Here is a 22,456-nt window from a genome sequence, read left to right on the forward strand (position 1 = left end):
CCGCCCCTCTCTAGCAAAGTCCACCCCTGGGAGGGGAGTCCCGTACGGTCCGCGCCACCCCCTTGAATCCGGCGGGCGATGCCCTGAATATAGCTCGGGCTATATCTTTGAGGAGACGCTGAGCATGGTGGCGCCGAACGCCGCGACGGTCCCGGGGAGCGCCGCGCCCGGGGCGATGAGCCGGCGGACGGAGGACGCCATCCGCGACGTCCTCGACGGGCGGAGGGGCGGACGAGGCCGGTTCCTGCTGTTTGCAGGCCCCGCCGTGACGGCGTCGATCGCCTACATGGACCCGGGCAACTTCGCCACCAACATCCAGGCCGGCGCCCGCTACGGCTACGGGCTGCTCTGGGTGGTGCTGCTCGCCAACCTGACGGCGATGCTGTTCCAGGCGCTGTCGGCCAAGCTCGGGATTGTGACCGGCAAGAACCTCGCCGAGCATTGCCGGGACGCGACGACGCGCCCGGTGCGCCTCGGCCTCTGGGGCATCAGCGAGGTCGCCGCGATGGCCACCGACCTCGCGGAATTCCTCGGCGGCGCCATCGGCCTGTCGCTGCTCACCGGCATGCCGCTCATGGCCGGCATGGCGGTCACCGCCATTGTGACCTACGCGATCCTGCTCCTGGAGCACGAGGGCTTCCGGCCCCTGGAGATCGCCATCGGCGCGATGGTGGGCACGATCGGCCTCTGTTACGCAGTCGAGCTGCTGATCGCCCCGGTGGCCTGGGGCGAGGCCGCCAAGGGCCTCGTCACACCGCGAATCCCGGACGCGGAGGCGCTGACCATCGCGGTGGGGATCATCGGCGCCACCGTCATGCCGCACGCGCTGTTCCTGCATTCCGGCCTGACCCAGGGGCGGGGCAGTCCCCGGACCGAGGCCGACCGGCGCCTGCTGGTGCGCTACTCGAACCGCGAGGTGGTGGTGGCGCTGCTGCTGGCGGGCCTCGTCAACATCGCGATGGTGATCATGGCGGCGGCGGCCTTCCATGCCGGCCACAGCGGGGTCGCCGAGATCGGCGAGGCCTACCGCACCCTGACGCCGCTCCTCGGCCCGGCGGCCGGGGCGGCCTTCCTGGTGTCGCTGCTCGCCTCCGGGATCTCGTCCTCGGTGGTTGGGACCCTCGCCGGGCAGCTGGTGATGCAGGGCTTCACCGGCTGGCGCATCCCGCTCCTCGTCCGGCGGCTCGTGACCATGCTGCCGGCCTTCGTGGTGGTGGCGATCGGAGTCGACCCGACCCGGGCGCTGGTCCTGTCGCAGGTGGTGCTGTCCCTCGCCCTGCCGGTGCCCATGGTGGCTCTGGTGGTGTTCACCCGGCGCCGGAGCGTGATGGGACCCTTCGCCAACGGGCCGCTCACCCAGGCGGCCGCCGTGGCGGGGGCCGCCCTGGTGCTCGCGCTCAACGCGGTGCTGCTGGCGGCGGCCTTCGGGGTGCCGGTGCCGGGGCTGGCGTGAGCCCGCGAGGCCGGTCGGCGTGACCGGCCCGCGGGAGCGGCTTCGATCCTAGAAGAGCGCGACGAGGGCGACACCGGCGATCATCAGCACCCCGCCGAGGATGCGCCAGAGACTGGCGGGGTGGCGCTCGAAGCCGACCCAGCCGAAATTGTCCAGCACGATCGATGTGGCGACCCCGGCCGTGACGAGGAGGCCCAGGAACGGGGCGGCCCCGATCTGGCGGGCCACGACGAACTGCGCCAGGATGATGCCTCCACCCAGGACCCCGCCGAACCAGGCCCACCAGGGCATGGCGAGGGCTTGCGCGGCCGTCGGCCAAGCGAGCTTCCCGGAGAGGAGCCCGACCGCGAGGATGCAGGTCGCCGTCCCGGCGGCGACCACGAGGCCGGCGGACAGCGATTCGGCCAGCCCCTTCGACAGCGTCCCGTTCTGTCCGGCCTGGACGGCGTTGGCCACGCCGGCCAGCAGCGCGAAACCGTAGAGGTACCACATGGCTGAGATCCCGCCCGGTCAAACCGATCCCTAGGGGAGCCCGGACCGGACGTTCGTGTTCCTCGGCGGCCGCTGTGTCCGAACGCCGCGACGGCCCTCAGGGCCGCGCCCCTCGGCGGCCGGCGGAGGGGCGTTCCCTCACGTCGCCCGCACCACCACCTCGACCAGGTTGGCCCCGCCCGAACGGATCCCGGCCTCGATCGCCGGGGCGATGTCGGCCGCGGCCGTCACCCGCCGCGCCGGGACCCCCATCGAGGCGGCGAGCGCCAAAAAATCGATCCGCGGGTCGGTGAGGTCCATGGCGATGAAGCGGTTGGCGCGCACCGAGGCGTAGTGCGCCTGGCCCCTCATGAAGGTCTTGAGGATGTTGTACTCGGCGTTGTTGATCACCACGAAGGTGACCGGCAGCTTTTCATGCGCAGCGGTCCAGAGCGCCTGCGGCGAGTAGAGGGCGGCCCCGTCGCCCACGACGCAGACCACGGGCGCCCGGTCGAGTCCCAAGGAAAAGCCCACCGCGGCCGGCATGCCCCAGCCCAGCACGCCGCCGCGCATCGCCGCGTATTGATGTGCCGAGGGGCTGTCGAGGAAGGTGCGCAGGTGGGTGAGCGTCGCGGGCGCCTCGTCCACGATGGTGGTCTCGGCCCCGACCGCGCGGGCCACCTCCCGGGCGGCGACCAGGGGCGCGATCACCGGATCCGCGAAGGCCGCGTCCGCCGCGGCGGCGAGCTTCGCCCGCCGCTCGGCCCGGGCGGTCACGGCTGCGCCGCGCAGCCGCGCGAAGGCCTCGGCCCGGTCGGCGAGGCGGGGGCCGAGCAGCGGCAGCAGGGCGTCCAGCGAGGCGCGGATGTCGCCCACCGTCGACAGGCTGGTGGCGTAGGTGCGCCCGAGGTCGCGCACGTCCGCCGAGAGCTGGAAGACCTGCACCCCCGGCGGCACCGCCGAGACCTCCGAGTAGAGCACGGTGATCAGCGACTTGCCGCCGAGCGCGAACACCGCGTCGTAGCGCCCGAGAATGTCGGCGATGGCGTCGGCCCGGGTCGGCAGGTTGCCGGCCCAGAGGGGATGCGCGGTCGGGAAGGGGATGTGGGCCGGCCAGGACGAGCCGTAGACCGGCGCCGCCAGCAGGTCGGCGAGCGCCACCATCTGGGCCGAGGCGTCCGAGGCGTCGATCTCGTCGCCGGCGATCAGGGCGAGGCGGCCCGGCGCGATGGCGGCGAGCGCCTCCGCCAGCCGGTCCAGGGAGCCCGCCACCGCCCGCTGGTCGATGGTGGAGGTCTCGCCCGCGGGGACCGCGCTCATCGCCTCCATCACGTCCATGGGCAGGGACAGGAAGACCGGGCCGGAGGGGGCGGCCCCTGCATCGTGGAAGGCCCGGCGGAGCAGGATCGGGATCTGATCCGGGCTCGTCACCTCGCGCGCCCACTTCATCACCGGGTCGGCGATGGCCACGAGGTCGCCCATCAGCAGCGGGTCGGTCAGCGCGTGGCGGAGATCCTGCTGCCCGGCGGTGACCACCAGCGGCGTGCCCGAGACCTGGGAATTCACCAGCCCGCCCATGGCGTGGCCGAGGCCGCCCGCCGTGTGCAGGTTGAGGAAGGCGGGCCGCCGCGCCCCTTGCGCGTAGCCGTCCGCCATGGCCACGGCGGTGGCCTCCTGCAGGGCGAGCACGTAGGCGATGTCCGGCGCCTCGGTCAGGGCGTCGATGAGCGGCAGTTCGGTGGTGCCGGGATTGCCGAAGATGTAGCGCACCCCCTCCGAGCGCAGCACCTCCACCAGGAGATCGGCGCCCCTCCGGCGGCCGGCGGCCTCCACGGTCTCGATCGGCATCATCCCAGTCCCCTCCGGCGGAATCAGCGGGAGGCTAAACCATGGGCGGGCCGGGGCAATGCCGCACCGCCGCCCGCAGCCCGAGGGGCCGACCCGCGCCGGCACGCCGCGGGCGACGGGCGCGACACCGGAGCCGGCCCCCGCGGCCGCCGTGCCGGCTCCGGACGGCAACCCATCGGCAGCCTTTCCCGTCGTATCATCCTGCGGCCGGGATGCTCCCGCGCCCTCAGGCACAGGCCTGAAGGTCCATGCCACCAACCGGGACGATACCCATGCGGATCGCGGCTCCTCTTGCGCTCCTGGCCACGCTGGGCCTTGCCGCCATCGCCCAGGCGCAAGGGTTGGAGCGCGGGGCTCAGGAGGGCGCCTCGCGCGGCGCGGAGATGGCGGGACCCCTGGGTGCGATCGTCGGCGGCGCGATCGGTGCGGCCGTGGGCACGGCCAACGGCATCCTCGGCGTCGACCGGCGGGAGCGGTTCCGCATCTACGCCCTCGGCGAGCGCCGCCCGTCCGTCGCCCTCGCGGGTCCCGTGCAGGTCGGAACCGTGCTACCCGAGGAGGGTGTCGTGTATTACGATGTCCCGCGCGAGTTCGCCTTGCCGGAGTACAGCTACACGATCGTCAACGGCCATCCGGTCCTCGTCGAACCGCGATCGCGCCGCATCGTGGAGGTGATCGACTGACGGTCCCCTGCCGGTGGGTGCTCGACCGAGGGCGTCGGCGCGATGGCGCGGGCGATCCGCTGCGGAGAACAGAGGTGGTTGAGACCGCGATCCTGTCGGCACCCCCGGTGACGGAATGAGCGCGCGCAACGCCGCAGAGGCCGATCGGCGGCACTGGTTCTACGACAACCGGCTCCTGGTCTGCGCGTTCTGCTTGATCGCGGTCATGGTCATCTTCTGGCAGGTGAGCCGATTCGAAGGCTTCCAGCCGATCTTCACCTGCGCCCGGGATCAGGACGTCGATCGCGGCCTGCTCTCCCTCGGGATGCGGGCTTGCATGGGCGACGCGACCTCGCAGGCCGCCCAGGCCCGCTGCATGCACGTCGTCTACGTGCTGGCCTGCACGGAGGAGCGCTGGCGCTGACGGCGCCGCGTCAGGGCGCACACCCGGCGCCCTACGGCCCCAGGGCGAGGCCGAGCACCAGGGACGCGGCCGCCCGGGGTCCGTCCTCGGCGAGGCGGATCGCCGTGTGGGCGATGCGGTTGCGCAGGCGCCGGGCTTGCCAGAGGACGCCGGTCTCCACCGCGAGGCCGCGGGCGTAGTGGCTGGCGCGCAGGCTGCGGGCGTCGCTGGCCCGCTTGACCGGGTCGGCATAGAAGGCCGCGATCTTGTCCCGGCCCATGCCGGGCGTGGCGAGCCAGGCCGGCACGTGGACGCGGGCGAGCCGGTCCGCGTCGACGAGGAGCTTGCCGAGTCCGGTGCCGGGGATCGGGCAGGCGGTCTGGAAGGCGTCCCCGATCACCGCCAGCCCGTCACGCTCCACCCCTTCGACCCGGACGAGGTCGATCGGCCGGACCGCCAGGGGGCCGGCGACCGCGAGTTCGGGGCAGGCGGCGGGCAGGCGGGGCATCATCGCCCGCAGCGTGGCCTCCGGATCCCGGCGCAGCGCCGCGACCCAGGCCTCGCCGGGATCGCGGTAGCAGAACAGGTTGGCCCGCATGACCGCCCCGAGGGGAAACAGGGTCAGGTAGGCGTCGCGGCCCCCGAACCGCTCGGAGAAGTAGGTGAGGGCGCCGAACGGGAAGCGGTCGCGCGGCGCCGCCATGTCGAACCCCACCGCCAGCGAGTGGCCGGGACTGAGGACGCGCCGGCGGAGGCCGGTCTTGGCGTGCAGCCCCTGCCCGAGCCCCGTGGCGAGGACGACGAGACGCGCCGTGAGCCGGCTCCCGTCGCCGAGGGTGATCACCTGGCGCGCCGGCCCGAAGGCGAGATCGGCGACCCGGCCCGGCCGCAGCAGTGCCGCGGGCAGGGCGTCCCGGACCGCACGGACCAGCACGGGGTAGGGGGCACCCCATTCGCGGGTCGCCTGCCGGTGGGTGAGCCGGCCGTAGCGGACCACGGCGACCTCCTCGGTGGCGGTGGTGCAGGCCGCGAGCGCGGGACCGAAGCCGAGCCCCTCGAACAGCGCCATCTGGGCGGCCCCGAACTTTTCCGCCCGGAAGTCCCGCCGCGCTCCGTCGCGGCCGGCCTGCGCGTCGATCAGCGTCACCCGGATTCCGGTGCGGGCGAGGGCGCCGGCGAGGCAGCTTCCGGCCAGTCCGGCCCCGATCACCGCGACGTCGACGTCGTCCACGCGTGCCACCACCTCCGGTTCCGGCCCGCTCCTGCGCGTCCTGCGGCGGAGGACCGTGGGGCACCGCGGCCGGGAGTCCGGTGCTCGACGCGGCAGATCTATCACGCAAGGACCGCGGCGGGGAACAGACAGGCCCGGTCGCAAGACAGTCACGCCCGGTCGCAAGCGGCGGCCCAATGCAGACCCCGGCCGCGGAAGGGCACGCTGCGGGGTGGCGAACATTGACGCGTTGCGCAGGCGCCGCGCGGTGCGTTCGTCCGACCGGGCGCCCGAAGGCCCTCAGCCGCGCAGCTGCGCCACGAAGGCCCGGATGAACGGCGGCAGCCCGTCGAGGTCGCGCAGGCACAGGGTCAGGTCGCGCCGCGCCCACGGGTCGGCGAGGGGTACCACCGCGAGGGCGAGCCCCTGCGCGGCGCGGGCGGCGGCGCTCTCGGGAAGGACCGCCAGCCCGACCCGAGCCTCCACGAGCCGGCAGACGGCGTCGAAGTCCCGCAGCTGCACCCGCAGGCGCATCGGCCGCCCCTCCCGCACCGCCTGGGCGACGAGGAACCGGCTGATGGCGCTGCGCCGATCGAGGCCGACGAGGTCGTGGCCCAGCACCTCCGCGAAGGGAATCGCGGCGCGCGCCGCCAGGGGATGGTCCCGGGCCGCCACCAGCACGAAGCGATCCTCCCGGAACGGGAAGGCCTGGAGCGAGCCGGTATCCACCGTGCCGGACAGGATGCCGAGATCAGCCGCTCCCTCGGCCACCAGCCCGACGATCTCCTCGGAGGTGCGCTCATCGATCTCGACCCCGATCCCGGGATGGGCCGCCAGGAAGGCCGAGAGCGCGTCCGGCAGGAACTCGGTCAGGGCATTGGTGTTGGCCAGCACCCGGATCTGGCCGAAGGCCCCGCCCGAGAAGGCCGACATCTCCTCGCGCAGGCGCTCGACCCCGGCCAGGACCTCCCGGGCATGGACGAGGAGCGCGCGCCCGGCCGGGGTCGGGCTGACGCCCAGCCGACCCCGGGTCAAGAGGGCGGCGCCCAGGGACTCCTCCATGAGCCGGATCCGTGTCGAGGCGGCCGCCAGGGCGAGGTTCGCCCGCGCCGCCCCGTGGGTGATCGAGCCGGCCTCGACCACGTGCCGGAACAGGCCGAGATCGGTGAGATCGAACCGCATCATCGCCCCGGCGCCTCCCGACACGCCGCCGGCACCGACGCCGGCGGCGGTGCGGGGCAGGGCGCCCGCCGTCCGTCCGTCGGCCGCGTCGCGCCGTCGCCCGACCGTAGTCTCGGGCGGCCCAGGAGTCTCGGGCGGCCGAGATGTCAGCGTCTCGTCGCGCCGGCGCCGAAGCCGGGCCGGCGCGACCCCGAAACCGCGGCGATCCGTTCGGTCGCCGCGATCCGGCTCGGAATCCGGCAAACTAATCGCGGCAGACGCCATCCTTATTGGAAATCCTGATCATCGCGAATGACCGATTTGACGTTCTAGATATCCATACAAAACTAGCAAATATCCATGAATAATCAAGATCTGTAGATCCAAGATTCGGCGGGAAGTTATATGCATTGTTTACTAACTTTTAACTGGCAGCCATTCATTATGGAGACAGAATTACTGAAGTCATGAACATGGCGACCGCCTCTATCCCTTTGCCGGCCGGCGCGCCGAACCGCGCGCCGGCACGTCTCCGGGGCGGCCCGCCTGACCGTGCCGCCCGTGCCCGCGATGCGATCCGAGAGCCCATGATGGACGCGCTCCTCGTTGACGACAGCCCGACCATGCGCCTGCGGCTGCGCCGGCTGCTGGAGGCCAAGCCGGACGTGAGCGTGACCGATCACGGCGAGACGGCCGCGGCGCTCGTGGAGGCGCAGATGCGCGCCTTCGACCTCGTTCTGGTCGATTGCCACAGGCCAGCCAGGGACGGGATCGCCTTCATCCGGTGCCTCCGCTCCATCCCGCACTACGCCCAGGTGCCCATCGTGATGGTCACCAGCGACATCTCGGACGCGGTGCGGCTCGCCGCCTTGGAGGCGGGAGCCACCGACCTCCTCGACAAGGCCATGCGGAGCGTCGAGCTGACGGTGCGGCTGCGCAACGTGATCCGGCTCGCCAAGGCGGTGCGCCGGCTGGCCGAGCAGGCGGCGTGGCTCGACGGCGCGGCGGAGGCCGCCCTGCGCCAGATGCGCGAGCGCGAGGAGGAGATCATCTTCCGCCTGGCGCTCGCCGTCGAGTACCGCGACAACGATACCGGCGATCACACATGGCGGGTGGCGCGCTACAGCCAGATCGTGGCCGAGGGGCTCGGGCTGGGGCCGGAGGCCTGTCGCAACCTCTATCTCGCGGCGCCGCTGCACGATGTCGGCAAGGTCGGCATCCCGGACGGCATCCTGCTCAAGCCCGGGCGGCTCGACACGGAGGAGTTCGACCGGGTCAAGACGCATCCGATGATCGGCCGGCGCATCCTGGGCGGCAGTGCCTCCGAGCTGATCCGCCTCGCCGCTGAGATCGCCGAGTTCCATCACGAGAAATGGGACGGCGGCGGCTACCCGCATGGGCTCGCCGGCGCCGCGATTCCCCTGTCGGCCCGGATCGTCGCGGTGGCGGACGTGTTCGACGCCCTGACCACGGCGCGGCCCTACAAGGACGCGATGTCCTTCGCGGAGGCGCTGGCGTGCATCCGCGCCGACAGCGGCCGCCATTTCGACCCGGCCTGCGTCGCGGCCTTCTGCGCGCGCTTCCCCGACATCCGCGTCGCCGGCGGCCAGAACCGGGCCGCGGTCCGGCCGAACGCCGGACCGGTCACGGAGCCCTGGGCGCGGGTCCCGACCCTGCTGCGCGAGGTCGCCGCCCCGTCGGCGGCCCCTGCGGGATGGCGCGTCAGCAGTCCCGAAGCGCTCCTGACGCCGTCGGCGAACCCGGACCCGACTGCGCCGTTGACCCCGGACGCGCACGGATCACGGACGGAGCCGCACCATGACCTCGACCTGGAAGACGCTGCCGGAGATCGCCCTGACCCGCCGGATCTCCCTGGACGCGGCCCGGCGCCTGGTAGACGGGGCGAACTGCCCCAAGGTGTTCCGCGCGGACGGCACCGTCTACCTCATCTGAGGGCGTGCCGGGCGGATGACGCGTCCCCCGGGAGGCCCTAACCTTCCGGCATGCGCATCTTCCACACGCCCGATTCAGGCCGGCACGATCCCGAACGCTACATGCGGCGCGGCGCGCCGATCCCGCATCCCGAGCAGGCGGCCCGCTACGCGATCCTGCGCGACGCGGCCCTCGGGGGCGGCCACGACCTCGCCGAACCGGCCGATCACGGCCTCGACCCGATCCGGGCGGTGCACGATCCCGATTACGTGGCGTTCCTGGCCGAGGCCTGGGCGCGCCGGGGCGAGATCCCCGACCTCGGCGACGAGATCCTGACCGGGTCCTTCGCCCGGCCGCAGATGCACCGGAAGCCCGCAGGCCTCCTCGGCCGCGTCGGCCTCTACACCGCCGACACCTCGACGCCGATCCGCGCCGGCACCTGGGCGGCGGTCTACGGCGCGGCGCAATGTGCGGTCGTGGCCGCCGACGCGGCGCTGGCGGCGGGGCACGCCTACGCCCTGTGCCGGCCGCCCGGCCACCACGCCTACGCGGACTCCGCCGGCGGCTTCTGCTTCCTCAACAACAGCGCGATCGCGGCCGAACGGATGCGCGCCGCCACCGGCGGCCCGGTGGCGATCCTCGACATCGACGTCCATCACGGCAACGGCACGCAGGGGATCTTCTACGCCCGCGCCGACGTGCTGACCGTCTCAGTCCACGCCGACCCGTCCGACTACTTCCCGTTCTTCGCCGGCTATGCCGACGAGACCGGGACCGGGGCGGGCACGGGCTTCAACCGCAACCTGCCGCTGCCGCCGGGCTCGGGCGACGCCCCCTGGCTCGCCGCCGTGGAGGCGGGGCTCGCGGCGATCGCCGCCCGAAAGCCCCGCGCCCTCGTGGTGGCCCTGGGCCTCGATGCCGCCGCGGACGATCCGATCGGCGCCCTCGCGGTGACCCGGGCGGGCTTTGCCGGGGCGGCGGAGCGGATCGCCCGGGCCGGGCTGCCCACGGCCCTGGTCCAGGAGGGCGGCTACCTCTGCGCGGCCCTGCCGGAGAACCTCGCGACATTCCTGGCCGCCTTCGACGCCGCGCGCTGAGGTCCGCTGCGCCGCGACCGGCGGGGTGCGCGGGCGGGGTGAGACGTGATCGCCGCCCCGCGCACGACACCCGGCCGGATGCAGTCGACCTGATACCACGACGGGCCTATCAGAGCGGGGCGGGCGCCGCAGACGCGTTCCGGACGGGAGGAACGGACGATGGGCGCGGGTGACGTCGGGCTGGGCGAGGCGGCCAGCGCGCCGTGGTACGCGGGTCTCACCCCGCGGCACTGGCGGATCCTCTGGGGCAGCTATCTCGGCTGGATCTTCGACGGCTACGAGGCGGTGGCGCTCGTCTACGCGCTGCGGCCGGCACTGAATACCATCCTCACCCCTGAGCAGGCCCAGACGCCGGCCTTCTACGTGGGGGCGGCCATCGGCATCACGCTGCTCGGCTGGGGGCTCGGCGGGCTGCTCGGCGGGATTGCGGCCGACTATATCGGCCGCAAGCGCATGATGATGCTCTCGATCCTCGGCTACGCGGTCTTCACGGGGCTGACCGCCTTCGCCGGGAGCTTCACGCAGCTCGCGCTCCTGCGCTTCATCACCGGGCTCGCCATCGGCTCGGAATGGTCCACCGGTATCGCCCTGGTGGCCGAGACCTGGCCGAACCGGGCGCGGCCGAAGGGCTGCGGCTTCCTGCAATCGGGCTTCGGCGGCGGCGCGGTGCTCGCCGCCATCGTCTGGGCGGTGCTGGCCGCCACCAACCCCCTGGGCGACCAGTCCTGGCGGATCATGTTCGCGCTGGGCGCCCTGCCGGCCTTCGTCTGCCTCTACCTGCGGCGGGCGCTGGAAGAATCCGAGCAGTGGCTGCAGGCGCTCAAGGCGCAGCGTTGGGCCGCGACCGCGGAGGATGCCGGCCACGCCCCGCGGGCCGCGCAGCGCCCCTTCACCCTGGCGGAGATCTTCCGGGAGCCGGAGAGCCGGCGGCGGGTGCTGCTGGCCACCGCCATGTCGTTCGCCACCACGGTGGGCTGGTGGGCGGTCTCGTCCTGGCTGCCGGCCTATACGGAGGGGCTGGCCAAGGCCGCGGGCGAGCCGGCCAATGTCTGGGGCCCGCGCATGGGCATCATCTACAATGTCGGGGCGATCACCGCCTACCTGATCTCGGGCTTCGTGGCGGACGCGATCGGCCGCCGCGCCTTCTTGCTCGTCACCTATGTCGGCTGCATCGCCACCTCGCTGGCCTGCTATCTCTGGACCGGCGGGCTCGTACCGTTCATGGGGCTCGCCTTCCTGAACGGGTTCTTCACCCTGGGCTTCGCCTTCTCGTGGATGGCGATCTACCTCGTCGAGCTGTTCACCCCGGCGGTCCGGGCGACGGCGGCGAGCTTCGTGTTCAACGGCGCGCGGCTGATCGCCTGGGTCTTCCCGATCATCGCCGGGCAGATCGTGACCGCCTTCGGGGGCGTCGCCGCGGCGGCGCTGACCCTGTCGGGCGTCTACGTGATCGGCCTCGTCGTGCCGTGGTTCATGCCGGAGACGACGGGCAAGCCCCTGCCGGAATAGGTCGATCGGGGTTCCGCCCGCCGGCGGGCGCTCTCAGGGCCGGCCAGACGCGAAGCGGCCCCCGACTCCGATGGAGTGGGGGGCCAAGCCCGCGCGGAGCGTGTCCCGTGGCCCCCGCCCGGCCGGAGCCGGGTGGGGCCGGCCGGAGTCCTAGTCCTCGTCGTCCTCGTCCTGGTGCCGGCCCTTGAGCTTGGCGAAGACCGAATCGGCGTCGATCCGCTCCTCGCGGCCGCCGTGATCGTCCGCGTGCTCCCGCTCGTCGGCGTCGCGGGCCGTCGAGACCTCCGTCGGCAGCAGCGAGGCGCCGGATTCGGCCGCCACCGCGGCCGGGCGGTCGGCCGCAGCGCGCTGGACCTCGAAATCGAGGTTGATCTGGGTGGTGAGCCCCAGGGTCACCGGGTCCATCGGCTGGAGCGAGCCCGAGTTCCAGTGGGTGCGCTCGCGGATCTGCTGGATCGTCGACTTGGTGGTGCCCACGAGCCGGATGATCTGCGAATCCTTCAGCTCCGGGTGGTTGCGCAGCAGCCACAGGATGGCGTTCGGCCGGTCCTGGCGGCGGGACAGCGGGGTGTAGCGCGGGCCCTTGGTGGTGCGCTTCACTTCCGGCAGCTTCACCTTCGAGACGGCGGGCTTAAGCTTGTAGTGCGGCGCCTTCTGGGCCTTCTCGATCTCGTCGCGGGTGAGCTGGCCGGTGGAGACCGGGTCGAGTCCCTTGATGCCGGCCGCGACCTCGCCGTCGGCGATGCCCTTCACCTCCAGCGGGTGCAGCTTGCAGAAATCGGCGATCTGCTCGAAGGCGAGCGAAGTGTTCTCGACCAGCCAGACGGCGGTCGCCTTGGGCATCAGCGGACCCTGGGACATGTCTTCTCGTGCTCCGGCCTGGCGGGACGGGGGCCGGGCATCGGGCCGCGGGCTCCGGATGGTGGATCCGGATGTCCCGTCTCACGCTGTCGAATGGGGATGGGGCACTATAGGCCGGGGCCGGAAGGGGCGCAATCGCGGCTTCGGGGCGCCGACGCGGTTTCTCCAGCGCCCGGAGATACGGCTAAGCTGATGTCGTGAGCATGACCGACTCACCCGCGAAGGCCGCACGCGGCCGGGAGTGTGGAGAGATGGTCTTGTCTCTTGCAGTCTCACGAAACGGAAATGGCGCGTGGAAGGTAAGCTCCGACTTGCCATCCACCCGGTGTTCTTGAGTTGGCTAAACTCTAACGGGTCATTGCCTGGGATCGGCGGTGGCAACCCGTCGATCCCACTCCCGAATAGTGCGCGGCCCGGGTGCACCCACAACAATCCGGGTCGGCCCGTCAGCGCGGGCGGACCCCGTCGAGGAACAGCCGCACCGCCGCCTGCCGCCGCCGCTCCTGCGCCTCCGGGTCGGTGGCAATGCCGTAGAGGGTCGCCTGGGACGACCGGCCGAGGACGAGGCTGAGGAACAGGTCGGCCGCGATCTCGGGATCCGTCACCGCGATCCGCCCGCGCCGCGCGAAGGCGTCGAGCATCTGCGCCACGGCGCGCACGCCCCGCAGCCAGCCCTCCTCGTGGGCGAGGCGGGCGAGTTCGGGAAACTGCAGCGCCTGGGCCACGAGGTTGCGCTTGAGCATTGCCGCCCCGGGCGACTGCCCGTGGGCCAGCAGGGTGCGGCTCAGGTCGTGAAGGGCGGCCTCGACGTCGTCGGTCCCGGCATCGGTCCCGGCCTGGGTTCCGGCCTGGGTCCCGGCCTCGGCGGCCTGGGCCTCGGCGGCGGCGGCGAGGGGTGCCAGCCACGCGGCGATTCGCTCGCGCAGGACCGCCTCGAACAGGGCGCGCTTGTCGCGGTAGCGGGCGTAGACCGTCGGCTTGCTCATCCCGGCGGCCTCGGCCACCGCGTCGATGGAGGTCGCGTCGAAGCCGCGCTCCAGGAACAGGGTGGTCGCCACGGCGATCAGGTGCGCCTCGCGCCGGACCGCCTCCGCGCGGGTGGGCCGGCCGCCCCGCCGCGGCCCCGCCTCCGCCCCCTCGATCTCCGTGACCGTCACCCGCAATTCTCCTTGCCCGAAGCCGTCTCGCGCATTATTAAAACGATACCGTACCGTTTTGATCCTGGCCAGACCCGATGGACGCACGTCGCAGCGACAGCTTCAAGAGTGCCGGCCCAGTCGCGGGTGCCTCAGTCACCGCGCCGGTACGGCGCCGGGGCCGCGCGCGGATCGTACTGTCCCTCGCCGGACTGCTCGCCCTCGGCGGGGCCGGAACCTATGGCTGGCACTGGTGGACCGTCGGCCGCTTCCTCGAGGTGACCGACGACGCCTATCTCCAGTCCGACAAGGTGACGGTGGCACCGCGCATCGCCGGCACCGTCGTGGAGGTGGGGGTCGGCGACAACCAGCCGGTGAAGGCCGGCGACGTGATCGCCCGCCTCGACGACCGGTCCTACCGGGTCCAGCTCAAGCAGGCCGAGGCCGAGGTCGAGAAGGACAGGGCGCAGATCCTGGGCGTCGCATCCGCGATCATCCAGCAGCGGGCGCAGGTCGCCTCGTCGCGGGCCGACCTCGCCAATGCCGAGGCCGCGCTGACCTTCGCGCAGCAGGAATACACCCGCTACCAGAACCTGCTGCAGACCGGCTCCGGCACGGTGCAGCGCCAGCAGCAGGCGGATGCCGACCTCCGCCAGCGCCACGCCGCCCGCGACAAGGCCGCCGCGTCGCTCGACGCCGCGCAGAAGCAGATCGACAGCCTGAAGGCGCTCGAGGCCAGCACCCGGGCGAGCCTGGAGGGTGCGCAGGCCAAGGTCGAGGGGGTGAGGCTCGACCTCAGCTACGCCACCATCGTGGCACCGATCGACGGCGTGGCCGGCGACCGGGCGCTGCGGATCGGCCAGGTCGTCTCCCCCGGCACGGGGCTCCTGACCCTCGTGCCCATGGGCCGCGACATCTACCTCGTGGCGAACTTCAAGGAGACCCAGACCGGGCACATGGTCGAGGGCCAGCGCGTCACCGTCACGGTCGATGCCTTCGGCGACCATGCCTTCGAGGGCCGGATCGAGAGCTTCTCCCCGGGCACCGGCTCGCAATTCGCCCTGCTGCCGCCGGAGAACGCCACCGGCAACTTCACCAAGGTGGTGCAGCGCGTGCCCGTGCGCGTCGCCCTCGATCCCACCGACCCCCTCGTCGGCCGCCTGCGCCCCGGCCTGTCCGTGGAGGCGACGGTCCACACCGCCGACCCGACGGAGCCGGCGGATCCGGCCCGGGGCCGGCCGAAGCCCGCCCCGGCGGCCCTCGTCAGCGAGGCCCTGCCCCGATGAGCCCGGTGCCGGCCATGACCAGGCCCTTGGCCGTGCCCGAGGCGAAGGCGAGCGCCCGGGACTGGCTCGCCGTGTTCGGCGCGATCCTCGGCGCCTTCACGGCGATCCTCGACATCCAGATCACCAACGCGTCGCTCGCCGACATCCAGGGGGCGCTCGGCGCCTCCACCGAGGAGGGAAGCTGGATCTCCACCGCCTACCTGATGGCCGAGATCATCGTGATCCCGCTCACCGGCTGGCTGTCCTCGGTGATCGGCCTGCGCCGCTACCTCGCGGTGAACACGATGCTGTTCACCGCCTTCTCGCTGGCCTGTGCGCTCTCGACCACCTTGAGCCAGATGATCCTGTTCCGGGCCGGTCAGGGCTTCACCGGCGGCGTGCTGATCCCCACCGCCATCGTGATCGTGCGCACGCGGCTGCCGAAGAGCCAACAGGCGGTAGGCATCGCCCTGTTCGGCCTGACCGCGACCTTCGCGCCGGCGATCGGGCCCACGGTCGGCGGCTGGCTCACCGACAACCTGTCCTGGCACTACATCTTCTACTTGAACCTGATCTTCGGGCCGATCGCGGCCGCGATTCAGCTCGGCGCCTTCGAGAAGGCCCCCGCGCGCTGGGCCGAGCTGCTCGAGGGCGACTGGATCGGCATCGGCCTGATGGCGACCGGCCTGCCGGCCCTGACCTTCGTGCTGGAGGAGGGGCAGCGCAAGGACTGGTTCGGTTCGCCCGTGATCGTCGAGGCGAGCTGGCTGGCGGCGGCCGGCATCACCGGCTTCATCGTGCGCGAGCTGACGGCCGCCAAGCCCTTCATCAACCTGCGGGTTCTGGCCAACCGCTCGGTCGGGGGCGCCTGCGTGCTGATGACCGTGCTGGGCGCCGTGTCGTTCGGATCGATCTACATCATCCCGGTCTACTGCGCGCAGATCCAGGGCTACAACGCCGAGCAGATCGGCACCGTGGTGATGTGGTCGGGCCTGCCGCAGCTGGTCCTGTTCCCGCTGATGCCCCTGCTCATGCGCGTCGTCGATGCCCGGCTGCTCGTGGTCACCGGGACCCTATTCTTCATCGCGAGCTGCTGGATCAATGTCGGCCTGACCCACGACGTCGGCGCCGACCAGCTGATCCTGCCGCAGCTCATGCGGGCGATCGGCCAGCCGCTGTTCACGATCCCGCTCTCGCAGCTCTCCACGGCCGGCCTCGCGCCCCGCGACACCGCCGACGCCTCGGCGCTGTCGAACATGATGCGCAACCTCGGCGGCTCGATCGGCATCGCCATGCTCTCGACCATGATCGACCGGCGGGAGCACTTCCACTTCTCGATGCTGGCCGAGGCGATCACCGTCAACGCGACCCGGACCCAGGACCGGCTCGCGACCATGGCCGCCGGGATGCATGCCCGCATCGCCGACCCGCTGGCCGCCAAGGGCGTCGCGCTCGGCCAGCTCGCCGCCCAGGTCCGCCGCGAGGCCTACGTCATGGCCTACGCGGACGGGTTCTGGCTGGTTGGCGTGAGCCTCGTGGCGAGCCTCGCCGTGGTGGCGATCCTCAGGAAGCCCCCGCGCGCCACCGGGCCCGTGGAGGCGCACTGAGCGGCCGGGGGCCTACTTTCCCGGCAGGTTGTGGACGATCGGGAAGAACGTGTCCTTCCAGTCCTTGGGCTCGGCCTTGATGGTCTTCATCGCGTAGAAGTGCCGGGCCTGGAGCATGATGCCGTAGGGGGTGGTGGAGAAGTTGGTCCCCGGCTCCTTCATGATCGCGACCAGCGTCTCGGGCGGGGTCTTCTCGTTGGTGGCTGCCACGTAGTCCTTGGCGGCCTGGAGCGGGTCCCTGGCGATCTCGGCATTGGCCTCGTCGATGGCGGCGACGATGGCGGCGGCAAGCTTCGGGTTGCGGTTGAACCAGCCGGTCCGGGCGTAGAAGATCGCGTTGCTCACCGGCTCGCCGACCAGCTCGTAGGAGTTGAGCACCTTGTGGATCGCCGGATCCTGCAGCTCGCGCTGCTGGAACGGCGGCAGCGAGAAGTGGCTGTTGACGTCGTTGTGCGGGCTCGCCAGCGCCGCCACGGCGTCGGGATGGCCGAGCTGGACGGTGAGCGGGTCGAGCTTGGTGGCGCTCTCCGGCCCGAAGGCCTTCTTGGCGGCGATCTGGAGCAGCACCGCCTGGGACGAGACCTTCACGGAGGGGAGGGCGATCTTGTCCTTGGACGAGAAGTCCTTGAGCTCCTTCACGTCCGGGTTGCGGGTGAGCAGCATCATCGGCGTGGTGCCGACGCCGCACAGGCCCTTCACGTCGCCCCGCGTCCGGTCGTTGAGCAAGAGCATGTTGGTGGAGCCGCTGTCGACGATGTCGATGTTGCCCGAGAGCAGCGCGTCGTTGCCGGCGGCGCCGCTCGTCAGGTTGACCCACTCCACGCTGACGTCCCCGAGCCCCGCGGCCTTGGCGTGCTTCTCGATCAGCTTGTGCTGCTCGGCGAGGACGGCCGGCAGGTAGACGAAGCCCGGCTGCCGGCTGATCCGCACCCTGGCATCGTCGGCCCGGGCAGGGATGGCGAGCGCCAGCCCGGCCAGCAGCAGGGCCGGCCCCGCCCCCAGGAACCGGCGGCAGCCCAACAGCAACGCGGCCGTCCGCGACGTACGCACCATGACGCTTCTCCCTGTGGTCCGGCGGTTTCGTGCCCGCGTCGGACTTGTCGTTGGCGGCGAGTGGACAGAATCGGGCCGGCGCGCGCAAGGCCCTGCCGTCACGGTCGACTGACGCAGCGGCCTCAAAGTTCGGCGACCGGGCTCGGAGCCAAGATCAACGCGATCAAGATGCACACGATCACGGCCGCCGCGCCGGTCGGCATCGTCGGCCGGACATCACCGGTCGAGCCGGACCGGATGGCCGACGCCCCTGCCGAAGCACACCCGCGGGCGGGGCTCTGCGCCCTGTGGCCGGGTGATCGGATGCCAGAGATCCCATGCGCGCGACTCACGCATGGGCGCGCCCTCGAATCTCGAACAGGACAAGATCTTTTAGCAGATCAAGATTTTTGACATACCGACTTTGGCCGATTTGCCAATATTCATTCATTCGTTTTGTCATTATTCCGCATCGCGAGTGCGACGCAGCGGCGGAAACAAATATTTATCGGCCTATCCCGGGATGATGAGGTCAGTGAAAACGTGCCCCTCACTAACTCAGCCGCATCGGTTGGTCGATCGAAGATTTTTGAGCCGTTGAATATTTTCCGAAGTGGCGAGGGGGAGGAAGTTCCATGAGATCGCTATTCTCGCTCCTGAAAAGCATTATGCCGAACGGCGTGAGCCTCAGGCTTCGTCTTCTCAAGGCGAAGATGGTTGATTCGGATACCGCGGCATTTGCGAAATTCGTCCGTCAGGTCGTGGATAGAAACGCGATTGCGATCGACGTTGGAGCAAATTCCGGCTTGTACAGCGCTATATTATCAAAACACTTCAACAAGATAGTCACCATAGAACCGAACCCGGATTGCGTCCGATATATGCAGGATGCACTGCCCCCCAACTGTCAGATTTTCCAATGCGCCGCCTCCGACCAATCCGGACACGCCGTTCTGCGTATTCCGATGTTTGGCGGAACCGTCGAAACGACGCGCGCCACGATCTCCGATGACAACACCTTCTCGTCCGAGCCACCGACCGGATTTTCAAATATTGAAGTTCGAACCGAAACTGTCGATAATATATCGAAAGACATGGCCGATGATAAGTCCGTCGCCATTCTGAAGATCGACACTGAGGGACACGAGCTTGCGGCTTTGCTGGGCGCCGAAAAAACAGTCACTGAACACAAGCCCGCTCTGTGTATCGAAATCGAGGGGCATCACGGCGCGCAAGCCGTGAAAATATTGAGCAAGATTGCCGACCTCGGCTATATCGGCATCATTCTTCGAGAGAATAAGTTTCAGAATGATTCCAGATTTTCGGACGGTCGCTTCCAAGACATCCTAGCGGATACGTCCACCGCCAACAGATACTTTGTTCACCGAAATAAAATAGGAATTTTTCCTGGCATCGAATTGCGACGGACTGCTGAAACGAGGCTTGCAGTGTGAGCTGTGTCTACAAGAGCGTGACGGGCCGGCGCGCGCCCTGAAGCCCGGGTCTGATGCCAAAATCCCGTCGGACCGGGCAAGCCGGTTCCGGCCGGACAGGTCGTCGTTCGGGTGGTCGCTCAAGAACGATCTTGCACAGCGGGCCGCGGGGACGGGGACAGGCGGACGATGTCTCAACCTCTCCGCCCGGCGCGGCGGACGTGGAGTCGGACATAGGCGGTCACCGGCAGGCCGACGGGGTGGGACCGCTCCGTCCAGGCCCGTCCCTCGACGGCGTCGAGGTCGCGGATCGCCCCTCTGCCGATGCGAACGGTCAAGGCGTCAGGATGCCTGGATCCGTCCCGCCCGGGGGGCGAACAGCGCTCCGGTCGGACCGCTCGGGAGGCAGGCCCTTCACGCGTTTGCGGCGCCGGCATCGCGCGCCCGGCGGATCGCGTCCCTGCTGTGATCGGCATCCACCGGGTTGCTCGGCGGATCGGGGCGCGGCGCGACCCGAACGGCCGGCTGCCGTTCGCGGCCCGCGCCAAGGGGCGGATCCCGACCGCTAACCCTGCGCGAACCCCCGGACCGCCGCCCGCACCAGGGCGTCGATCATCGGCCGCACGTCATCCACGCCCAGCGGCCCGAGGCTGCCGAGATCGGCCAGGTAGGTCATGCCGTGGACGCTGGACCAGAGCGCCCGCGCCATCACGGGGATCGCCGCTTCGGCGAGCCGGCCGCCGTCGCGCAGAACCCCCTCCAGGATCGCGAACAGGGCGGCGATGTCGGCCTGCACCGCCTCCGGCGCCGCCACGGTGCGGCGCTCGAAGATCGCCGCCCAGGCCGCGTGGTTCTCCCCCGCGAAGGCGAGGTAGGCATCGGCCAGGCAGAGGAGCCGCGCCTCCGTCTCCCGCGCGGGACAGGCCGCCAGCGCGGCCGCCAGGGTGTCCCGAAGCTGCCGCAGGGTGACCGCGTTGGCCTCCAGCCGCAGCAGCTCCAGGCTGTCGAACTGCGTGTAGACCGAGCCGACCGCCGTGCCGGCCCGCTCCGCGACGTTGCGGGCGGTCAGCGCCGCCGCGCCGCCCGCGTTCAGGATCGCCACGGCGGCGTCGATCAGCGCCCGGCGATCCGCCTCGCGGTCGACCGTTCCCTTCCGCGGACGGCCTCGCCCTTTTTTCTGAACTTCGTTCATTTTATCCCTTGCAGCGGCGGCGGCGCCGTGATTATCTCTTTCTTGAACGACGTTCAATCAATTCCGGACCGGGTCCGGGCCGTCGTCTCCGCGAGGTGACCGTGATGAGGACCCTGTCCTTCCTGATGCGCGGCGTGATCGCCGACCATGCCCAGGCGATCCACGATGCGCACGCCGTGACGATCCTGCGCCAGCAGATCCGGGACGCCGCCGGCGCCCTGGCGACCGCCCGGCGGGAACTCGCCGTGGCCATGGCCTACCACGCCGCCGAGACGCGTGCCCTCGACGCCATCGGCACCCGTATCGAGACCCTGTCGGACGGGGCGCGGCGCGCGCTGGCGGACGGCCGGGCGGATCTCGGGACCGAGGCGGCGATCCACATCGCGGCCCTGGAGGACGAGCGGGCCGACCGCCGGACCGCCGCGGAGCGCTTCGCCGCCGAGGTCGAGCGGCTGAAGCGCCGCGTCGGCCAGGGGAGCGAGCGGCTGCGGGATCTCGACCGCGGGCTCCAGACCGCCCGCACCACCGAGGCCCTGCGCCGGGCGGGGCTGGAGGGCCGCCGGGCCACGACCCTCTCGGCCGGCGCGCTGGGCGAGGCCGAGCGGACGCTGGAGCGCCTGCGGGCGCGGCAGGCGGCCGAGGCGGACGTCGCCACCGCGCTGACCGAGCTGGAGGCGGATGCCGCGGGCGGGATCGAAGCCGAGCTCGAAGCGGCCGGCTACGGCCGTCCCCGCACGGACCCGCGGGCGGTGCTCGACCGTCTCCGGTCCGAGGCCTGACCGGATCTGCAGCGCCCCCGATCAAACCCTATCCACGGAGACCGCACCATGACCCCGCAGATGCCCCATACCGGCGCCTGGAAGACCTTCACCCTGGTCAGCTTCGCCGCCGCCGCCGCCATGCTGACGATCGGGATCTTCTTCCTGCCCGCGGATATCTGGATCAAGGGCTACCTCGCCATGGCATCGCTGTTCCTCACGGGCACGACCTTCACCCTGGCCAAGACCTTGCGCGACGAGCACGAGGCGAACCGGCTGATCAACAAGATCGAGGACGCCGCCGCCGAGCGCGTCCTGCGCGAGGCGGTGCCGGGCCGGCTCTGAGGCGGCCCGGCTCAGCCCGGCGCGCCCAGGAACCCGGCCACGGCCTTCGAGAATTCCGGGGTCCGCAGGTAGCCGTAGGACTTGTGCCGGTTCTCGGCGCCGTCCGGCCTCCGGTAGGCGTTGATCACCGGCACGTCCCGCACCCGCACCCCGGCGGCGTTCGGGGCGTAGAGCGCCGCGAGATCGTCGCCCACGGTGGCGATGTCCCGGCGGTCCATCAGGTTGGTCCAGGCGGTGAGCGCCGCCGGCACCCGCAGGGGGCCGTGCTCGTCGGCGAGCTTCAGCTTGAGGTCGGCGAGCCCCAGGGGCGCGCCGAGGGTGACCAGGGCGCAGCGGGGCAGGGGCGTCCCGTCCGCCTCGGCGGCGCGCAGCACGTCGTAGGCGATCAGGCCGCCCATCGAATGCGCGGCGATCAGCACCTCATCCGCCACGGCGTCGGCCAGGGCAGCGCGCAGGCGCGCCCTGGCGTTGGCCCGGAACGCCGCATCCTCGCAGTAGCCCCAGAGATCGTCGAGGCGGTATTCCAGGATCAGGTCGTCCACCGGGGTCAGCCCTGTGGCCTCCTGCAGGTGCGACAGGCCGCGATAGATCCGGTCGGTGAGGGTCGGCTCGGCGCGGTCGGGCTCCCCCGCCGGGGAGGGGAACGGCCCGAGGCCGTGATCGGGGCGGTAGGGCTCGCGGTTGCAGTCGCCCGAGAGCGGCTGCGGGTAGCGCAGATCCGCCCAGTAGACGAAGGCGAAGGGCAGGTCGGCCTCGGCCACCTGCCATCCGAGATTGCGGTCGAGACCCTCACGGATCGCCGCACGCCACCAGCCGGCCTTCTCGTCGCGCGGCGGCTTGTTGGCGAGTCCGTGGATGCCGATGATGCGTGCCCGACCCAGTGTCCGCTCCCGCGCCGACGAGACTGCCGGACCGTCGAGATAGGGCCGTCCCCCGCGGACGGCACTGCGGCTTAGTTTCCAGGGGGCGTCCCGTTGGCACCAAGAGGGCGGGCTGCGTCCGGCACGCGCGGTCCCCGGAGGCGCGGGTTACGGCGCCCGTCACCCCCATTGCCACGCGGCCTTGCCGCCATAGCTGCGCT

Annotated in this window: 19 protein-coding genes and 1 pseudogene; 11 read left to right on the top strand and 9 right to left on the bottom strand. The window is 71.2% G+C overall.

Annotated features, from left to right (window positions below):
* Window positions 1-124: 124 nt before the first annotated feature.
* Complete coding sequence (locus ACXJKQ_RS15715; RefSeq protein ID WP_457106665.1) at window positions 125-1,453, top strand: Nramp family divalent metal transporter; 1,329 nt, start codon at window positions 125-127, stop codon at window positions 1,451-1,453.
* A gap of 48 nt (window positions 1,454-1,501) precedes the next feature.
* Here ACXJKQ_RS15715 and ACXJKQ_RS15720 read toward each other — a convergent pair whose 3' ends face one another.
* Both ACXJKQ_RS15720 and ACXJKQ_RS15725 read right to left on the bottom strand, forming a co-directional pair.
* Complete coding sequence (locus ACXJKQ_RS15720) at window positions 1,502-1,945, bottom strand: DMT family transporter (RefSeq protein WP_457106666.1); 444 nt, start codon at window positions 1,943-1,945, stop codon at window positions 1,502-1,504.
* 138 nt (window positions 1,946-2,083) lie between these two features.
* A complete protein-coding gene (locus ACXJKQ_RS15725) occupies window positions 2,084-3,772 on the bottom strand; it encodes a thiamine pyrophosphate-binding protein (RefSeq protein ID WP_457106692.1) in 1,689 nt (562 codons plus the stop codon).
* Between the two features lie 272 nt (window positions 3,773-4,044).
* On the opposite strand from ACXJKQ_RS15725, the gene ACXJKQ_RS15730 reads away from it, so the two are divergent.
* Both ACXJKQ_RS15730 and ACXJKQ_RS15735 read left to right on the top strand, forming a co-directional pair.
* On the top strand, window positions 4,045-4,455 hold the full coding sequence (locus ACXJKQ_RS15730; protein ID WP_457106667.1) for a DUF1236 domain-containing protein: 411 nt from the start codon (window positions 4,045-4,047) through the stop codon (window positions 4,453-4,455).
* A gap of 115 nt (window positions 4,456-4,570) precedes the next feature.
* Window positions 4,571-4,858: a hypothetical protein gene (locus ACXJKQ_RS15735; protein ID WP_457106668.1), complete on the top strand. Its 288-nt coding sequence runs from the start codon at window positions 4,571-4,573 to the stop codon at window positions 4,856-4,858.
* 31 nt (window positions 4,859-4,889) lie between these two features.
* Here the strand turns inward: ACXJKQ_RS15735 and ACXJKQ_RS15740 are convergent, their stop codons facing one another.
* Together ACXJKQ_RS15740 and ACXJKQ_RS15745 are read right to left on the bottom strand one after the other, a co-directional pair.
* Entirely contained in the window at window positions 4,890-6,068 is a 1,179-nt protein-coding gene (locus ACXJKQ_RS15740; protein WP_457106669.1) for an FAD-dependent oxidoreductase, read from the bottom strand.
* A gap of 279 nt (window positions 6,069-6,347) precedes the next feature.
* Complete coding sequence (locus tag ACXJKQ_RS15745; protein WP_457106693.1) at window positions 6,348-7,232, bottom strand: LysR substrate-binding domain-containing protein; 885 nt, start codon at window positions 7,230-7,232, stop codon at window positions 6,348-6,350.
* A 566-nt stretch (window positions 7,233-7,798) separates the two neighbouring features.
* Between ACXJKQ_RS15745 and ACXJKQ_RS15750 the strand changes: the two are divergent.
* The 3 genes and pseudogenes from ACXJKQ_RS15750 to ACXJKQ_RS15760 form a co-directional block, all read left to right on the top strand.
* Window positions 7,799-8,899 (top strand): annotated as a pseudogene (locus tag ACXJKQ_RS15750) (HD-GYP domain-containing protein); the annotation flags it as partial.
* A gap of 312 nt (window positions 8,900-9,211) precedes the next feature.
* Window positions 9,212-10,237: a histone deacetylase family protein gene (locus ACXJKQ_RS15755; protein WP_457106670.1), complete on the top strand. Its 1,026-nt coding sequence runs from the start codon at window positions 9,212-9,214 to the stop codon at window positions 10,235-10,237.
* A gap of 159 nt (window positions 10,238-10,396) precedes the next feature.
* Window positions 10,397-11,746 (top strand): MFS transporter, encoded by a 1,350-nt coding sequence (locus ACXJKQ_RS15760; RefSeq protein WP_457106671.1) that lies wholly within the window; start codon window positions 10,397-10,399, stop codon window positions 11,744-11,746.
* A gap of 150 nt (window positions 11,747-11,896) precedes the next feature.
* Here ACXJKQ_RS15760 and ACXJKQ_RS15765 read toward each other — a convergent pair whose 3' ends face one another.
* Both ACXJKQ_RS15765 and ACXJKQ_RS15770 read right to left on the bottom strand, forming a co-directional pair.
* On the bottom strand, window positions 11,897-12,607 hold the full coding sequence (locus ACXJKQ_RS15765; protein WP_457106672.1) for a DUF1013 domain-containing protein: 711 nt from the start codon (window positions 12,605-12,607) through the stop codon (window positions 11,897-11,899).
* Window positions 12,608-13,053: 446 nt separating this feature from the next.
* A complete protein-coding gene (locus tag ACXJKQ_RS15770; RefSeq protein WP_457106673.1) occupies window positions 13,054-13,764 on the bottom strand; it encodes a TetR/AcrR family transcriptional regulator in 711 nt (236 codons plus the stop codon).
* Between the two features lie 77 nt (window positions 13,765-13,841).
* Between ACXJKQ_RS15770 and ACXJKQ_RS15775 the strand changes: the two genes are divergently transcribed.
* Window positions 13,842-15,029, top strand: coding sequence for an HlyD family secretion protein (locus ACXJKQ_RS15775; RefSeq protein ID WP_457106674.1), 1,188 nt, complete (start codon window positions 13,842-13,844; stop codon window positions 15,027-15,029).
* Between the two features lie 14 nt (window positions 15,030-15,043).
* Entirely contained in the window at window positions 15,044-16,615 is a 1,572-nt protein-coding gene (locus tag ACXJKQ_RS15780; RefSeq protein ID WP_457106675.1) for a DHA2 family efflux MFS transporter permease subunit, read from the top strand.
* 12 nt (window positions 16,616-16,627) lie between these two features.
* Here ACXJKQ_RS15780 and ACXJKQ_RS15785 read toward each other — a convergent pair whose 3' ends face one another.
* A complete protein-coding gene (locus ACXJKQ_RS15785; protein ID WP_457106676.1) occupies window positions 16,628-17,668 on the bottom strand; it encodes an ABC transporter substrate-binding protein in 1,041 nt (346 codons plus the stop codon).
* A 614-nt stretch (window positions 17,669-18,282) separates the two neighbouring features.
* Between ACXJKQ_RS15785 and ACXJKQ_RS15790 the strand changes: the two genes are divergently transcribed.
* Window positions 18,283-19,101, top strand: coding sequence for an FkbM family methyltransferase (locus ACXJKQ_RS15790; protein ID WP_457106677.1), 819 nt, complete (start codon window positions 18,283-18,285; stop codon window positions 19,099-19,101).
* A 544-nt stretch (window positions 19,102-19,645) separates the two neighbouring features.
* On the opposite strand, the gene ACXJKQ_RS15795 is transcribed toward ACXJKQ_RS15790, so the two are convergent.
* On the bottom strand, window positions 19,646-20,272 hold the full coding sequence (locus ACXJKQ_RS15795) for a TetR/AcrR family transcriptional regulator (RefSeq protein WP_457106678.1): 627 nt from the start codon (window positions 20,270-20,272) through the stop codon (window positions 19,646-19,648).
* A gap of 104 nt (window positions 20,273-20,376) precedes the next feature.
* On the opposite strand from ACXJKQ_RS15795, the gene ACXJKQ_RS15800 reads away from it, so the two are divergent.
* Window positions 20,377-21,051 (top strand): PspA/IM30 family protein, encoded by a 675-nt coding sequence (locus ACXJKQ_RS15800; RefSeq protein ID WP_457106679.1) that lies wholly within the window; start codon window positions 20,377-20,379, stop codon window positions 21,049-21,051.
* Window positions 21,052-21,099: 48 nt separating this feature from the next.
* The gene (locus ACXJKQ_RS15805; protein WP_091788466.1) at window positions 21,100-21,375 is read left to right on the top strand and encodes a YiaA/YiaB family inner membrane protein; all 276 of its coding nucleotides are present in this window, start codon (window positions 21,100-21,102) and stop codon (window positions 21,373-21,375) included.
* A gap of 11 nt (window positions 21,376-21,386) precedes the next feature.
* Here ACXJKQ_RS15805 and ACXJKQ_RS15810 read toward each other — a convergent pair whose 3' ends face one another.
* Window positions 21,387-22,256 carry a hypothetical protein gene (locus ACXJKQ_RS15810; protein WP_457106694.1) on the bottom strand — a complete coding sequence of 290 codons (870 nt, stop codon included), beginning with the start codon at window positions 22,254-22,256 and terminating at the stop codon, window positions 21,387-21,389.
* Window positions 22,257-22,456: the final 200 nt, after the last annotated feature.

Source organism: Methylobacterium sp. P5_C11 (assembly GCF_054049775.1).

What these genes read in the sequence shown, in the direction of transcription:
- ACXJKQ_RS15745 (WP_457106693.1), bottom strand. Translation starts at nt 7,232, where the DNA reads ATGATGCGGTTCGATCTCACCGATCTCGGCCTGTTCCGGCACGTGGTC.
- ACXJKQ_RS15800 (WP_457106679.1), top strand. Translation starts at nt 20,377, where the DNA reads ATGAGGACCCTGTCCTTCCTGATGCGCGGCGTGATCGCCGACCATGCC.
- ACXJKQ_RS15720 (WP_457106666.1), bottom strand. Translation starts at nt 1,945, where the DNA reads ATGTGGTACCTCTACGGTTTCGCGCTGCTGGCCGGCGTGGCCAACGCC.
- ACXJKQ_RS15780 (WP_457106675.1), top strand. Translation starts at nt 15,044, where the DNA reads ATGACCAGGCCCTTGGCCGTGCCCGAGGCGAAGGCGAGCGCCCGGGAC.
- ACXJKQ_RS15725 (WP_457106692.1), bottom strand. Translation starts at nt 3,772, where the DNA reads ATGCCGATCGAGACCGTGGAGGCCGCCGGCCGCCGGAGGGGCGCCGAT.
- ACXJKQ_RS15795 (WP_457106678.1), bottom strand. Translation starts at nt 20,272, where the DNA reads ATGAACGAAGTTCAGAAAAAAGGGCGAGGCCGTCCGCGGAAGGGAACG.
- ACXJKQ_RS15805 (WP_091788466.1), top strand. Translation starts at nt 21,100, where the DNA reads ATGACCCCGCAGATGCCCCATACCGGCGCCTGGAAGACCTTCACCCTG.
- ACXJKQ_RS15715 (WP_457106665.1), top strand. Translation starts at nt 125, where the DNA reads ATGGTGGCGCCGAACGCCGCGACGGTCCCGGGGAGCGCCGCGCCCGGG.
- ACXJKQ_RS15775 (WP_457106674.1), top strand. Translation starts at nt 13,842, where the DNA reads ATGGACGCACGTCGCAGCGACAGCTTCAAGAGTGCCGGCCCAGTCGCG.
- ACXJKQ_RS15765 (WP_457106672.1), bottom strand. Translation starts at nt 12,607, where the DNA reads ATGTCCCAGGGTCCGCTGATGCCCAAGGCGACCGCCGTCTGGCTGGTC.
- ACXJKQ_RS15730 (WP_457106667.1), top strand. Translation starts at nt 4,045, where the DNA reads ATGCGGATCGCGGCTCCTCTTGCGCTCCTGGCCACGCTGGGCCTTGCC.
- ACXJKQ_RS15785 (WP_457106676.1), bottom strand. Translation starts at nt 17,668, where the DNA reads ATGGTGCGTACGTCGCGGACGGCCGCGTTGCTGTTGGGCTGCCGCCGG.
- ACXJKQ_RS15760 (WP_457106671.1), top strand. Translation starts at nt 10,397, where the DNA reads ATGGGCGCGGGTGACGTCGGGCTGGGCGAGGCGGCCAGCGCGCCGTGG.
- ACXJKQ_RS15790 (WP_457106677.1), top strand. Translation starts at nt 18,283, where the DNA reads ATGAGATCGCTATTCTCGCTCCTGAAAAGCATTATGCCGAACGGCGTG.
- ACXJKQ_RS15735 (WP_457106668.1), top strand. Translation starts at nt 4,571, where the DNA reads ATGAGCGCGCGCAACGCCGCAGAGGCCGATCGGCGGCACTGGTTCTAC.
- ACXJKQ_RS15755 (WP_457106670.1), top strand. Translation starts at nt 9,212, where the DNA reads ATGCGCATCTTCCACACGCCCGATTCAGGCCGGCACGATCCCGAACGC.